The organism is Tessaracoccus sp. (assembly GCF_016714275.1).
In the GTDB taxonomy this organism is placed as follows: Bacteria; Actinomycetota; Actinomycetes; order Propionibacteriales; family Propionibacteriaceae; genus Arachnia.
Map to the genome: position 1 here is coordinate 405,387 of NZ_JADJNP010000001.1, position 13,046 is coordinate 418,432.

The window sequence follows — 13,046 nt, forward strand, 5'->3', positions numbered from 1 at the left end:
CAAGGTCAGTGGGCGCGAAAAGCCTCCGCGAGCCACCAGCTGCCGCCATCGGAGGCGATCTTCGCGTCGATCACCAGCGGGCGGACCTCCTGGCGGGGGCGCGCGACACACTCCCGGACGGCGGCGACCATTCCGGGCAGGTCGTCGACGCCGCGGACGGTCACGCCGTCGGCGCCGAAGCCTCGCGCGATGGCCGCGAGGTCCGTGTCCGGGAAGACGACCGCGGGATCCGGCTCGCCGAAGTGGTGGACCTCCGCGGAGTAGCTGGCGTCGTTGTAGACGAGGACGACGAGCGGGAGGCGGAGCCTCACCGCGGTCTCGAGATCGGCGATGGCCATGTGGAAGCCGCCGTCCCCCGTTCCCAGCACGGGGACCCGGTCCGGCCGCGCGGCGGCGGCGCCGATCGCCGTCGCGAGCCCCAGCCCGATCGACTGGAACGCCTGGGTGAAGCAGAAGCCCGCCGCGTCGGGCACGTCCAGGAACTGACTCGGGTAGCCCATGAAGTTGCCGCTGTCGACGGCGACGAGGCGCTCGGCGGGGAGGGCGTCGTCGAGCGCGATGGTGACCGTGCGCGGGTCGATGCGGCCGGGCTCGTCCAACGGCTCGAACGGCACGTCTCTCCAGCGCCGTTCCGCGGCGATCCGCGCCAGCACGTCCGGGGTGCGATAGCCGCGAACCGGCTCCCCTCCCCCGGGCAGATCGGCCACCGCCTGCCGCTCCAGGAGTGCGGCGACGTCGTCGGCGGCGAGGGTGCAGTCGCCGACGACACCGAGGTCGACGGGGCGGTGCGCGCCGATGGCGAGCGGATCGGTGTCGACCTGGATGAGCGTCGCGTCCGGGCCGATCAGCCGGCCGTGGCGGGTCGTCCAGTTGTTCAGCGCGCAGCCGAAGCCAACGACGACATCGGCGCCTGCGATGAGTTCCGCCGCGAGCGGGGTCGAGAAGCCGCCGGAGATACCGAGGTCTACCTCTTCCTCTCGAAAAAGGCCCTTGACGACGGCGGACGTCGCCAGCAACGCGCCACAGCACTCGGCGAGTCGCACGATCTGCACCCCGGCGTCACGCGCCCCCCGTCCGGCGATGAACACGGGTCGCTCCGCGCCGGCGAGCACCTCCGCCAGCGCACGTGCCGCCTCCGCGGACGGCCGAACGGTCCGCTGAGCAGGGCTGGTTTCCGGTCGTTGAGCCGGGCGCGCCGACGAAGTCGGCCGTGACCGCGTCGAAGCGTCAGAGACCATCCCCACAGAACCGACAACAACGAGGGCAAGCAAATCGATCGGCACACTCAGGACGACGGTGCGCCGGTCGCGGACGGCGACCGTCCAGGCGCGCGCCGCGTCCGCTGCCGCCGTCGACGCCGAGTAGACGCGCTCCGCGACGGCACCGACGGCTCGGGCGGCGGCGTCCTGGTCGATGCGGAAGTTGTTGAACCGCGCCGACGGTGGGGCGTCGGCCGTCAGCACGATCAGCGGCGTGCGCGACTTGGCCGCCTCCGCGATGCCCGTCAGCGCGTTGGTGAAGCCGCAGCCTTGGTGCGTGGTGACGACCGCGAGCTCACCGGAGACACGCGCGTAGGCGTCGGCCATCGTCGCGGCGCCTCCCTCATGCCGGGCCGCGGTGTAGGGGACGCCGTGCGCGCGCAACGCCCGGACGAGCGCGAAGTTGCCGGAGCCGACGACGCCGAACGCGTGCCCGACGCCGAGCCCGGCCAGGGTCGCGCCGACGACCTCGGCAACGGTCAGCGCGCCGCGCTCCCCCGCCTCCGGCGCGACATGATCTGGTGCCGCGCCGCTCACCGTTCGACGAGCGCGAAGACGCGCGTGGGCGATCCGGTGCCGCCGACGATCGGCAGGGGCGCGACGACGATCGTCGCCCCGGTCACCGGCAGCCGATCGAGGTTCTGCAGGGAGGTCAGGCCGTAGGTGTCGGCGCCGAGCAGGAAGTGGTGCGCGGGGAACGGCGGCTCGAACCCGCCCGCCTGTCCGGAGTCGATGCCGACGGTCTCGACGCCGTAGCCGACGACGCGCCGGTTGTCGGCGAGCCACTTCGCGCCCTCCGCCGTGATTCCCGGGGTGTGCGGGCCGGCGTCGTCGGCGTTGAGGAAGGTCTCCTTGCTGCCGGATCGAGCGGACCAGCCGGTACGGAACAGCACCCAGCAGCCGTCAGGCAGGTCGCCGTTCTCGGCGATCCATGCCTCGAAGTCCGCGGGCGCGAGGGCGAAGTCGGGGTCGTCGGCGACCTCCGCGGTCTTGTCGATCACCACGGCGGGCCCCACGAGCCGCGACGGCGCGATGCGGTCGACAGAGTTGCCATCCTTGCCGGTGATCCAGTGGATGGGCGCGTCGAGGTGCGTGCCGGCATGCTCGCCGACCGACAGGTCGTTCCACGCCCAGGCCGGGCCCGCGTCGTCGAAGTTCGACACCGGCGAGGAGCTGAGCCCCTTGGTGTTGGCGAACGGCGCGGGGAGCTCGAGGATGACGGTGTCGGGGCTGAGCGGGCTGGTGAGATCGATCACCTCGACGGAGCCATCGGCGAGGGCTGCAACAAGCGGGGCGAGAACGGACATCGGTGGCTCCTTCGGCGTAGTCAGTTCCCGGATTCTGGCACGCGCCGCGCTCCCCCGGGCCGCGTCCCAGAATCCCCGCCCGACGAGCTCGGCTCGCCGGCGGAGTGCTCGGCGAGGCGCCCGATCAGGCGGTCGCGGCAGGGCGGCCACTCGTCGCCGGTCAGGGAGTACAGAACGGTGTCGCGGACGGTGCCGTCGCGGCGCAGCTGCTGGCCGCGGATCACGCCGTCGCGCTGCGCACCGAGCCGCTCGATGGCGCGCTGGCTGGTGGTGTTGAGGTTGTCCGTGCGCCAGCCGACCGTGCGGTATCCGAGCACGTCGAACGCGTGCGCGAGCAGCAGCAGCTTCGCCGACGTGTTGACGTGCGTGCGCTGGGCGCGCCCCGCGTACCAGGTGTAGCCGATCTCCAGGCGCCGCACGGCGGGCAGGATCTCGGCGTAGCTGGTGCAGCCGATCACCTCGCCCGTGTCGTCGTCGAGGACCGCGAACGGGACGCGTTCGCCGCGCTCCTGGGCGGCCAGCGCAGCGGCTACATAGCCGGCCACACGGTCCGGCTCGGGCACCGACGTCAGGCGGTTCCGCCACAACTCACCGTCGTGTGTGACCGCCGTCAGGCCGGGAACGTGCGCCGCGGAGAGCGGTTCGAGACGGACGCCGAACCAGGCCGCGGCGCCGTCGCGCAGCCGCTCGGCGCCGGCCACGAGGGCCGCGGGAGTCAGCGAGCTCACGCGCGCCTCCCAACCAGCGCCCGAGCCGCGAGTCCGACGGCGGCGACGCCCGCCGCGACGGCCACGCCGCGCAGCGCCTCTGCTGTCAGCGTCTGTCGGGCCGTGCGGAGGAAGGCGTCGAGCAGCTCGGCGGGCGACGCGCCGGCGACCAACGCGTACGCGAGAAGCCCGAGCAGGACGGCGAGCGCGACGATGGCGGTCAGCCTGCCCACGTAGGCGAAGGACGCCAGGCCGGGGCGTAGTCCGCCGAGCACGACAGCGACCGTCTGGGCGAGGGCGATGCCCTGCAGACGAACGACGCCGACGCGCACCCAGCGGACCCCTGCGCTCCCCAACCGAGGCGCCCAGCGCCGGGCGGCGAGTCCGGCGATCACGGAGCCGATGCCGATCATCGCGACCAACTCGGCCACCGCATACTGGCTGAACGGCAGCAGCGCCAACGGCATCTGCTCGGCCGGGGTGATGTCGCGCCAGAGGTTCTGCAGTGGAAGCCGCATGTCGCCGACCGCCCAGGGCAGGAGCCCGACGACGGCGCCTGCGACGCCCACCAGGACGGCCTGCCACGCGTCGAGGGTGCCCCTCGCGGAAGTCTGCATGCCTCGACCCTACCGACTGCGATCCGTCGGCTCTCTCGCGGGAGCGCCGTCGTCGGTGCCCGGAGTGGCGACCCTGGGAAGATTCGAACTTCCGACACACGGTTTAGGAAACCGTTGCTCTATCCCCTGAGCTACAGGGCCAACCAGGACAGGATAGCGGCCCGACCAGGTGCTAGCGGACCCCGGCTGCACACGCCCCGACCCGACGTCCTAAAATCACAAGAAGTTTGTATTAAATATGAAGGGGCGCGATGAACGAGATGAAACGACTGCAGGGGCATTGGGTGCTGGCCAAGCTCGGCAAGCGCGTGCTGCGCCCAGGCGGCATCGAGCTGACAAAGCGGTTGGTGAAGGCGGCCGCGCCCGTGACGTCGGACCGGATCGTCGAGTTCGGGCCCGGCGTCGGGCGCACGGCGGAGCTTCTGCTGAACGCCAACCCGGCGTCGTACTGCGGCGTGGATCCGAACCCCGAGGCCGCTCCACAGCTCCGCGCCGTCCTGGCCGACCGTCCGAACACACGACTGATCGAGGCCTCGGCGGCCGACACCGGCCTCCCCGACGCGAAAGCCGACCTCGTCCTGGGCGAGGCGATGCTCACGATGCAGCCCGAACACACCAAGCGGGCGATCGTCGCGGAGGCCGCGCGGCTACTCGCTCCCGGTGGCCGGTACGCCGTCCACGAACTCAGCCTGGTGCCCGACGAGTGCCCCGAGGACGTGGCGACCACCGTCTCGCGCACACTGTCGAGGGGCATCAAGGTCGGCGCCCGGCCGCTCACCCGGCCCGGCTGGGTCGCATTGCTGGAAGACGCCGGCCTCGTCGTCGAATGGACATCGACGAACCCCATGCGGCTGCTCGAGCCCAGCCGCCTGGTGGCAGACGAGGGTCTCCTCGGCGCGGCCCGGTTCGCCCTCAACGTCGCCCGCTTCCCCGAGGCCCGGACACGCATCCGTGCGATGCGCTCCGTGTTCCGCGCCCACTCCGACCACCTCGCGGCGATTGCACTCGTCGCCCGCAAGCCCTGACCACACCACACAAGGAGAACCCATGGCATCCACCGAGACCGCCCAGAACGTCGCCGTCCTGAACGTGCTGCACGACCTGCCCATCACCAAGGAGGCGACGACATCACGCGTGCTGGTCAACAACCCGCTGCTCCGCGTCGTCGACTTCGCCTTCGACGAAGGCCAGCTCCTGACTGAGCACAGCAGCCCCCGGGCCGTGGTGGTGACGTTGCTCAGCGGCACCATGGACTTCGACCTCAGCGGCACCACCCACCACCTCACTCCCGGCGACATCCTCTACATGGCCCCCGGCGAGGTACACGCCCTCCGCGCCACCAGCCCGTGCCACATGCAACTGGTGATGGTCGACGTCGACGCCTGACCACCGTCGCACCGCTGAGGCTGCCTTCCGCTCCGCGACGCCAGCGTTCCACCGTGACGCCTGCCTTCCGTACCGTGACGCCTGCCCCCGACCGAAGACGCCTGCCTTGCGTCAAGACGCCTGCCTTGTCACGTCAGATAAGGCAGGCGTCACGACGTATCGCAGGTGTCACGGCCTTAGGCAGGCGTCACGAACTGATCCGATGGAGGAAGCAGGGAGGGAATTGTCGAGCGATTCGAGCACCAGACTGTGGACAACTTCGACGATCTCACGAAAGCTATCCACAGATCGCGATGGCGGGGTACCCACCCGATAGAAGCGTTGTCCACTTGAGCCATGACCACACCTCAGTCCGGCATCACTCGAGCCCAGCTGATCGCCAACGGCCTGACTCCCGCAGAGATCGAGGCGCGGCTGCGAGCGGGCCTCCTGCACCGCGTTCGCCGTGGCGTCTACTGCACGAGCGAGGAACTCAGCCCTCGCGAAGCACACCGTCGACTGATCACGGCGACGCTTCCGCTTGTCGATACCTCGAGCGTTTTCACCCACCAGTCGGCTGCCGTCCTCCATGGATTGCCACTCCCTGACGTTCCGGTCTCCGTCCTCATGACGCGGCGAACAAACGGGCACGGCGACCGCAGCGAGGCAATGCGCGTTCGCCACACCGTCCTGGCCGACGACGAGGTCACGTTCATCGACGGTATTCCGGTCACGACCCTCGCCCGCACAGCGTCGGACCTCGCGCGGCTGCTTCCGTACGAGTGGGGCGTCGCGGTGTGCGACGCTGCACTCCACGTCGGGCTTCCGAAGGAGCTTCTCCGCGCTGCAGTCACTCGCCATCGCAAGCTCCGCGGCAACCCGAAGGCCCGCATGGCAACGCAGTTTGCCGATGGCCGAGCTGAGTCGCCGGCGGAGTCGCGAAGCCGGGTCCAGATCGCTCGCGCCGGTCTCCCCGAACCCGTGCCCCAGTATGAGATCTACGACTCCAACGGAGTGTTCGTCGCACGCACCGACTTCGGTTGGCCCGCGTACCAACTGATCGGTGAGGTGGACGGCAAGTGGAAGTACGGCGACCTGCTCAAGCCCGGCCAAAGCCCACAGGATGCGATCATGCAGGAGAAACGCCGCGAGGAGGCCATCCGCCAGGCAGGTTTCTGGCCCGTACGGTGGGACGTGCCCGCGCTGGAGCGCTACGGAGAGGTGCCACGACTGGTGCAGCGTGCTCTCGAACTTCAGCGCAGGTCCTTCGCCGCCGCCCGAATAGGACCGTGACGCCTGCCCTCCATCCCTGACGCCTGCGCTAAATCACGGCGCCTGCGTTCTCACGCGTGACAGGGCAGGCGTCACGATATTAGCCAGGCGTCACGGGCAGAGGGCAGGCATCGCGGTACGGAAGGCAGGCGTCACGGAGGGTGCGCGGTCAGCGGAGCGAGCCGTAGGTTGACTTCGCCTTCTCCAAGGCCGACACGTAGCCGGCACGCTCGTAGGCGTCGGCGGCCGCGTCGGCGGGGACCGCGAGAAGGCCACGGGCCTTGTCCAGCGTCAGATCCCTCGCGCGGAGCCACTGCGAAAGACCGTCGACGAGGACCTGCGCGTAGGCCGGCCCGCGGCGCACCAGCGATGAGGTCGTCATCACGACGTCGGCGCCGGCAAGGATGTACTTGACCACATCGTCGGCGGTGTCGACGCCGGTCGTCGCCGCCAACGAAGCCTTCAGCTTGCCCTGCAGCACCGCGATCCACGTCCGCGGCAGGCGTCCCTCGACCGGCGACGACAGCGAGACGCCGGACTCGACCGCGACACGATCGACGTCGATGTCCGGCTGCAGGAACCGGTTGAACAGCACCAGGCCGTCGGCGCCCGCGGCGTCGAGCTGCAACGCCATGTTCCCGACCGACGAGAAGTACGGGCTGAGCTTGACCGCCACCGGGATGTCTACGGCGGACTTCACCGCGCTCAGGATCTCCAGGTGCCGCTCCTCGACCTCGCGTCCGGACACCGTGATGTCGCCAGGCACGAAGTAGATGTTCAGCTCGACGGCGGCCGCACCCGCATCGGCTAGCCTCCGCGCCGAGGCCGTCCATCCGCCGACCGACGCGCCGTTCAGCGAGGCGATCAACGGCACGTCGATCGCCTTCGCTCCCTCCTCGACGAGGCGCAGGTACGCGTGGCTCGCATCCTTCTCGGAGACGGGGACGGACGGGAAGTAGCTGAGCGCCTCCGCGAATGAGTCGTCGTACAGCTCCTCCAACGCCGCAACCGACTCAGCCTCCCGCCGCAGCTGCTCCTCGAACAGCGAGTACATGACGACGGCGCCGACGCCGCCGTCGGCCAACGCCCGGATGCCCTCCACCGTCTGCGACAGCGGCCCCGCCGACGCGACGACGGGGTTGCGCAGCCGCAGTCCCAAGTAGTCGGTGCTGAGATTGGTCATCGTTTCTCTCCTCATACCCGCCAGGTTCCGGTGGTCTGGGCGTCGGCGGCGAAGCGGTCGGCGCCGCGCGTGGCCAGCTCCTCGTACTCCGCCCAGCGCCGGTCGACCTGGTCCTGCGCCAGCTTGATCAAGCGTTCTGCCTCCTCCGGGTCCGCGGCCTTGAGCACCTTGTACCGCAGCTCGGCCGAGCGGTACTTCTCCAGCGACATCCTCGGGCGCGGCGAGTCCAGCAGGAACGGGTTGCCGCCGGCGTCGCGGATGACCGGGTTGTAGCGCATCAGCGGCCAGTGGCCGGAGTTGACGGCCCGGTACTGCTGCTCGAGACCCTTCCGGATGTCGATGCCGTGCGCGATGCAGTGGCTGTAGGCGATGATCAGGCTCGGGCCGTCGTACGCCTCAGCCTCGCGGAAGGCCGTCAACGTCTGCTGCGGGTCAGCGCCCATCGCGACGCGCGCCACGTACACCGAGCCGTACGCCATGGCCTGCATGGCCAGGTCCTTCTTGTTGCTGATCTTGCCGCCGGAGGCGAACTTCGCGACGGCGCCTAGCGGCGTCGACTTCGAGGCCTGGCCGCCGGTGTTCGAGTACACCTCGGTGTCCAGCACCAGGATGTTCACGTCGCGGCCGCTCGCCAGGACGTGGTCGAGTCCGGAGCTGCCGATGTCGTAGGCCCAGCCGTCGCCGCCGACGATCCACACCGAGCGCCGGGTGAGGTGGTCGGCGACGCTCTTCAGGTCGTCGATCGTCGGGCCGCTCAGCTCGCCCAGTCGCTCCTTCAACGACTCCACCCGCGCCATCTGCAGCGCCAACTCGGAGCCCTGCTTCTGGTCCGATCCGAGGATCGCGTCGACGAGCGCGTCGTCGGCGATCTCGCCGCGCAGCTCTTCCAGCCGCGCCCGCGCCAGGTCCTCGTGCAGGTCCGCCGCCAGCCGCATGCCGAGACCGAACTCCGCGTTGTCCTCGAACAGCGAGTTCGACCAGGCAGGGCCGCGGCCCGCCGCGTTCTTCGCCCACGGGGTCGTCGGCAGATTGCCGCCGTAGATCGAGGAGCAGCCGGTCGCGTTCGCCACGGTGACGCGGTCGCCGAACAGCTGCGTCAGCAGCTTCAGGTAGGGCGTCTCGCCGCAGCCGGAGCAGGCGCCGGAGAACTCGAACAGCGGCTCGAGCAGCTGGATGCCGCGCACCGTCGAGTAGTCGATCCACGTGCGGTCGTTCAGCGGGATCTCCTCGAAGAACTCCACCGCCTCCCTGTCGGCCTCGCGGTCCAGCTTGGGCACCAGGTTGATGGCCCGGCGCGACGGCTGATCGATCGGCTTGACCGGACACGCTTCGACGCAGAGCCCGCATCCTGTGCAGTCCTCCACGTACACCTGCAGCGTGTACGCCGTCGATGGCAGGCCGGCCGCGTTCAGCGGGGCGCTGAGGAAGCCGTCGGGGGCCTCCGTGATCGCGCCCTCGGGATAGGTCTTCGACCGCAGCACCGCGTGCGGGCACACGAACACGCAGTTGCCGCACTGGATGCACGCCTCCGGATCCCACTCGGCGACGATCTCGGAGATGTTGCGCTTCTCGTACTTGGTGGTGCCCGACGGGTAGGTCCCGTCCACGGGCAGCGCCGAGACGGGCAGGTCGTCGCCGCGACCCTCCAACATGATGGCCGTGACGTCGCGCACGAACGACGGCGCGTCCGCCGGCACCGGCGGGATCAGGCCCAGCCCAGACTCGGCCGACTCGGGCACGTCGATATGATGCAGCTCCGCCAGCGCCTGGTCGACGGCCTCATGGTTCTTCCGCACCACCTCGGCCGACTTGCGCGCGTAGGTCTTGGTGATGGCCTTCTTGATCTTCTCGATCGCCAGATCCCGCGGGAGGACGCCGGAGATCGCGAAGAAGCAGGTCTGCAGGATGGTGTTCGTGCGCGAGCCGAGCCCCGCGGCGCGCGCCACCTTGCCTGCGTCGATCGCGTAGACGTCGACGCCCAGCTCGATGATCCGCTCCTGCATCGGCCGCGGCAGGTGCCGCCAGGTGTCGGCGCCGTGCACGGAGTTGAGCAGCAGCGTCGTTCCCGGCCGGGCGAACTCCAGGACGTCGGCACGCTCAAGGATCGACCAGTGGTGGCACCCGACGAACCCGGCCTTGTTGACCAGGTACGGCGCGCGGATCGGGTTCGGCCCGAAGCGCAGGTGCGACACGGTGCGCGAGCCGGACTTCTTCGAGTCGTAGACGAAGTAGCCCTGCGCGAACGTGTCATCGGAGTCGCCGAGGATCTTGATGGTGTTCTTGTTGGCGCCGACGGTGCCGTCAGACCCCAACCCATAGAACACCGCGCGCAGCGTCTCCGGATCCTCAAGGTCCAAGGACGCGTCGTAGGAGAGCGAGAGGTGCGTCACGTCGTCGTAGATGCCGACGGTGAACCGCGGCTTGGGCGCGACGGCGGCCAGCTCGTCGAAAACAGCCTTGGCCATTGCGGGCGTGAACTCCTTCGACGACAGGCCGTACCGCCCACCGATCACCATCGGCAACGACGCCCTGCGCCCCGCCCCGACGGCCTCGGCCAGCGCGCTGGTGACGTCGAGGAACAGCGGCTCGCCGCCCGCCCCCGGCTCCTTGGTCCGGTCGAGGACCGCGATGCGCTGCACCGTCTCCGGCAGCGCCGCCAGCAGCGCCTCGGCCGGGAACGGGCGGTAAAGGCGCACCTGCAGCACGCCGACGCGTTCGCCGTCGGCGACCAGCTGATCGACGACCGGGGTGACGGCCTCGATGCCCGAGCCCATGATGATCGCGACGCGCTCGGCCTCGGGGTGTCCGGTGTACTCGATCAGCTCATAGCGGCGGCCGGTGAGCTCGGCGAACCGGGCCATGGTGTCGGCGACGACGGCAGGTGCCCACTGGTAGTACGGGTTGGCCGTCTCCCGCGACTGGAAGTACGTGTCCGGGTTCTGCGCCGTGCCCCGGATGAACGGGTTCGCGGGGCTGAGCGCGCGGCTGCGGTGTTCGAGGACCAGCTGGCGAGGGATGAATGCGCGCAGCTCGTCGTCGGTCAGCGGTACAAGGGTGTTCAGTTCGTGCGAGGTACGGAAGCCGTCGAAGAAGTGGACGAACGGCAGCCGGGCGCCCAGTGTCGCGCGGTGCGCGATGGCCGCCATGTCGTGGGCCTCCTGCACCGACGCGGAGCTCAGCAGGCAGACGCCGGTCTGGCGCACGGCCATGACGTCCTGGTGGTCGCCGAAGATCGAGAGGCCCTGCGTGGCCAGCGACCGCGCGGCGACGTGGAAGACGGTCGAGGTCAGCTCACCGGCGATCCGGTACATGTTCGGGATCATCAGCAGCAGGCCCTGCGACGCGGTGAACGTCGTGGACAGCGCACCGCCCTGCAGCGCGCCGTGCATGGCGCCGGCGGCGCCACCCTCGGACTGCATCTCGATGACCGTGGGCACCTGGCCCCAGACGTTGGCCCTGCGGTGCGCGGCCCACTCGTCGGCCAGCTCCGCCATGGTCGAGCTGGGGGTGATCGGGTAGATGGAGCACAGCTCGCTGACGCGGTAGGCGACGTCTGCCGCGGCCTCGTTGCCGTCGACGATGACCTTTCTCATCGGGTGCCCTCCTGGATCATCTCGATGGCATGCACGGGGCACTGCTCGTAGCACGTGGCGCAGCCGGTGCATTTTTCGTAGTCGAAGCGGTATCTGTTGCCCTTTCCCAGCTTGATCACCGCGTCCTCCGGGCAGGCGCCGAAGCAGCCGTCGCATTCGAAGCAGTTCCCGCAGCTGAGGCAACGCCGCGCCTCGAACTCCGCCTCGGCGTCGCTCAGACCCGCGACGATCTCTCCGAAGTCCTCCATGCGCTTGTCGATGTGCGTCTCTTCGTGCTGGCGGCGCGCGTGGTCGCCGAAATACCAGACGTTCATTTGGTCGAGGCCGACGATCGGGTTCTTGGGCCGCGGCACGTACTCCTCGACGTTCAGCCACGCGTCGATGCGATGCGCGGCCTTCTTGCCGTGGCCGACGCCGATGGTCACGGTCCGGTCCGACGGCACGGCGTCGCCGCCGGCGAAGATGCCGGGGACGGCGGTCATGAGGGTGTTCGGGTCGACGTCGACGACATCGTCGTGGAAGCTCATCCCGGGAATGGCGTGCAGGAAGTCCGTGTCGGCGCGCTGGCCGAGCGCGAGGATGACGGTGTCGGCGGCGAGCTTCTCGTAGCGCCCGGTGCCGACGGCCTTGCCGTTCTCGTCGAGCTCCATGATCTCGACGGTGAGGTCGGCGTCGTCCATCGAGGTGATGGTGCGCAGCCAGTTCATCTTCACGCCCTCGGCGACCGCGCCCTCCTTCTCCTCCTCGTGCGCGGGCATCTGCTGCTCCGTGCGGCGGTAGACGACGACGGACTCCTCCGCGCCCAGGCGGCGGGCGACGCGCGCAGCGTCCATCGCGGTGTTGCCGCCGCCGTAGATCGCGACCTTGCGGCCGATGACGGGGCGCTCACCGGAGGCGACGTCGCGGAGGAAGCTGACGGCGTCGACCACGCGCGAGGCGTCGGCGCTGGGGATGTCGACCCGCTTGGAGATATGCGCGCCGACCGCCACGAACACGGCGTCGAAGTTGCCCGCTGCCTGCTGGCCGAGAAGGTCCTTGATGGGCGTGTTCTGCCGGAACACGACGCCCAGTTCGACGAGGCGCGCGATCTCGCCGTCGAGGACGTCGCGCGGGAGTCGGTACTCGGGGATGCCGTAGCGCATCATGCCTCCCGGCAGGTCGCCGGCGTCGAAGACCTCGACCTCGTGGCCGAGGCGGGTCAGGTGGTAGGCGGCCGACAAGCCCGACGGTCCGGCGCCGACGACCATGACGCGGCGCCCGGAGCGACGGCGCGGCTTCGGGAACTGCCAGTTGTTGGTCAGCGCGAGGTCGCCGAGGTAGCGCTCGACGGAGTGGATGGAGACGGCCGAGTCGAGGTCGCCGCGATTACAGGCGGTCTCGCAGGGGTGGTAGCAGACGCGGCCGTGGATCGCGGGGAAAGGGTTGTCCTTGACCAGCTGACGCCAGGCGGCGACGGCGTTGCCCGCCTTGATCAGCCGCAGCCATTCCTGGATGTTCTCGCCGGCGGGGCATCCCGCGTTGCAGGGCGGCAACATGTCCAGGTACACGGGCCGGCGGGACCGCACCGGCCCCACGCGCCCCTCCGCCTGACTGAGGTCCGGAAGAACGGTCATATCTTTGCGCTCGGAGGGCATCGTTACCCCTTTCAATTCGCCTACTACGAATCATCGTAGCGACGGAGGCCCCGCGGCGAACCGCGGGGCCTCCGAATGCCGAAGCGCTTGTCAGACAGCGAATTAGGCG

Annotated in this window: 10 protein-coding genes and 1 tRNA gene; 3 read left to right on the top strand and 8 right to left on the bottom strand. The window is 69.7% G+C overall.

All coding sequences use genetic code 11. The features are described from left to right. Positions 1-5: 5 nt before the first annotated feature. The 5 genes from IPJ61_RS01940 to IPJ61_RS01960 all read right to left on the bottom strand — a co-directional run bounded on the left by IPJ61_RS01940 (position 6) and on the right by IPJ61_RS01960 (position 4,031). A complete protein-coding gene (locus IPJ61_RS01940; protein ID WP_297102467.1) occupies positions 6-1,796 on the bottom strand; it encodes a thiamine pyrophosphate-binding protein in 1,791 nt (596 codons plus the stop codon). After that, positions 1,793-2,566: a cyclase family protein gene (locus IPJ61_RS01945; protein ID WP_297102469.1), complete on the bottom strand. Its 774-nt coding sequence runs from the start codon at positions 2,564-2,566 to the stop codon at positions 1,793-1,795. Before IPJ61_RS01945 ends, IPJ61_RS01940 begins: the two co-directional genes overlap by 4 nt. Positions 2,567-2,586: 20 nt before the next feature. Then, positions 2,587-3,294 (bottom strand): GNAT family N-acetyltransferase, encoded by a 708-nt coding sequence (locus IPJ61_RS01950; RefSeq protein WP_297102471.1) that lies wholly within the window; start codon positions 3,292-3,294, stop codon positions 2,587-2,589. Then, on the bottom strand, positions 3,291-3,890 hold the full coding sequence (locus tag IPJ61_RS01955; protein ID WP_297102473.1) for a hypothetical protein: 600 nt from the start codon (positions 3,888-3,890) through the stop codon (positions 3,291-3,293). The genes IPJ61_RS01950 and IPJ61_RS01955 overlap by 4 nt, the downstream gene beginning before the upstream one ends. A gap of 65 nt (positions 3,891-3,955) precedes the next feature. Continuing rightward, a tRNA-Arg gene (locus IPJ61_RS01960) sits at positions 3,956-4,031 on the bottom strand. 119 nt (positions 4,032-4,150) lie between these two features. On the opposite strand from IPJ61_RS01960, the gene IPJ61_RS01965 reads away from it, so the two are divergent. From IPJ61_RS01965 to IPJ61_RS01975, 3 genes are all read left to right on the top strand, one after another. Continuing rightward, complete coding sequence (locus IPJ61_RS01965) at positions 4,151-4,915, top strand: class I SAM-dependent methyltransferase (RefSeq protein WP_297102475.1); 765 nt, start codon at positions 4,151-4,153, stop codon at positions 4,913-4,915. A gap of 22 nt (positions 4,916-4,937) precedes the next feature. Further along, the gene (locus IPJ61_RS01970; RefSeq protein WP_297102477.1) at positions 4,938-5,276 is read left to right on the top strand and encodes a cupin domain-containing protein; all 339 of its coding nucleotides are present in this window, start codon (positions 4,938-4,940) and stop codon (positions 5,274-5,276) included. Positions 5,277-5,612: 336 nt separating this feature from the next. Continuing rightward, positions 5,613-6,548: a type IV toxin-antitoxin system AbiEi family antitoxin domain-containing protein gene (locus tag IPJ61_RS01975; RefSeq protein WP_297102479.1), complete on the top strand. Its 936-nt coding sequence runs from the start codon at positions 5,613-5,615 to the stop codon at positions 6,546-6,548. Positions 6,549-6,696: 148 nt separating this feature from the next. Here the strand turns inward: IPJ61_RS01975 and IPJ61_RS01980 are convergent, their stop codons facing one another. Genes IPJ61_RS01980 through IPJ61_RS01990 form a run of 3 tightly spaced genes read right to left on the bottom strand, consistent with a single transcriptional unit; the run spans position 6,697 to position 12,937 of the window. Continuing rightward, entirely contained in the window at positions 6,697-7,710 is a 1,014-nt protein-coding gene (locus tag IPJ61_RS01980; protein ID WP_297102481.1) for a dihydroorotate dehydrogenase-like protein, read from the bottom strand. Positions 7,711-7,721: 11 nt separating this feature from the next. After that, positions 7,722-11,303 carry a pyruvate:ferredoxin (flavodoxin) oxidoreductase gene (gene nifJ / locus IPJ61_RS01985; RefSeq protein WP_297102482.1) on the bottom strand — a complete coding sequence of 1,194 codons (3,582 nt, stop codon included), beginning with the start codon at positions 11,301-11,303 and terminating at the stop codon, positions 7,722-7,724. Further along, positions 11,300-12,937 carry an NAD(P)-binding protein gene (locus tag IPJ61_RS01990; RefSeq protein WP_297102484.1) on the bottom strand — a complete coding sequence of 546 codons (1,638 nt, stop codon included), beginning with the start codon at positions 12,935-12,937 and terminating at the stop codon, positions 11,300-11,302. Before IPJ61_RS01990 ends, nifJ begins: the two co-directional genes overlap by 4 nt. Positions 12,938-13,046: the final 109 nt, after the last annotated feature.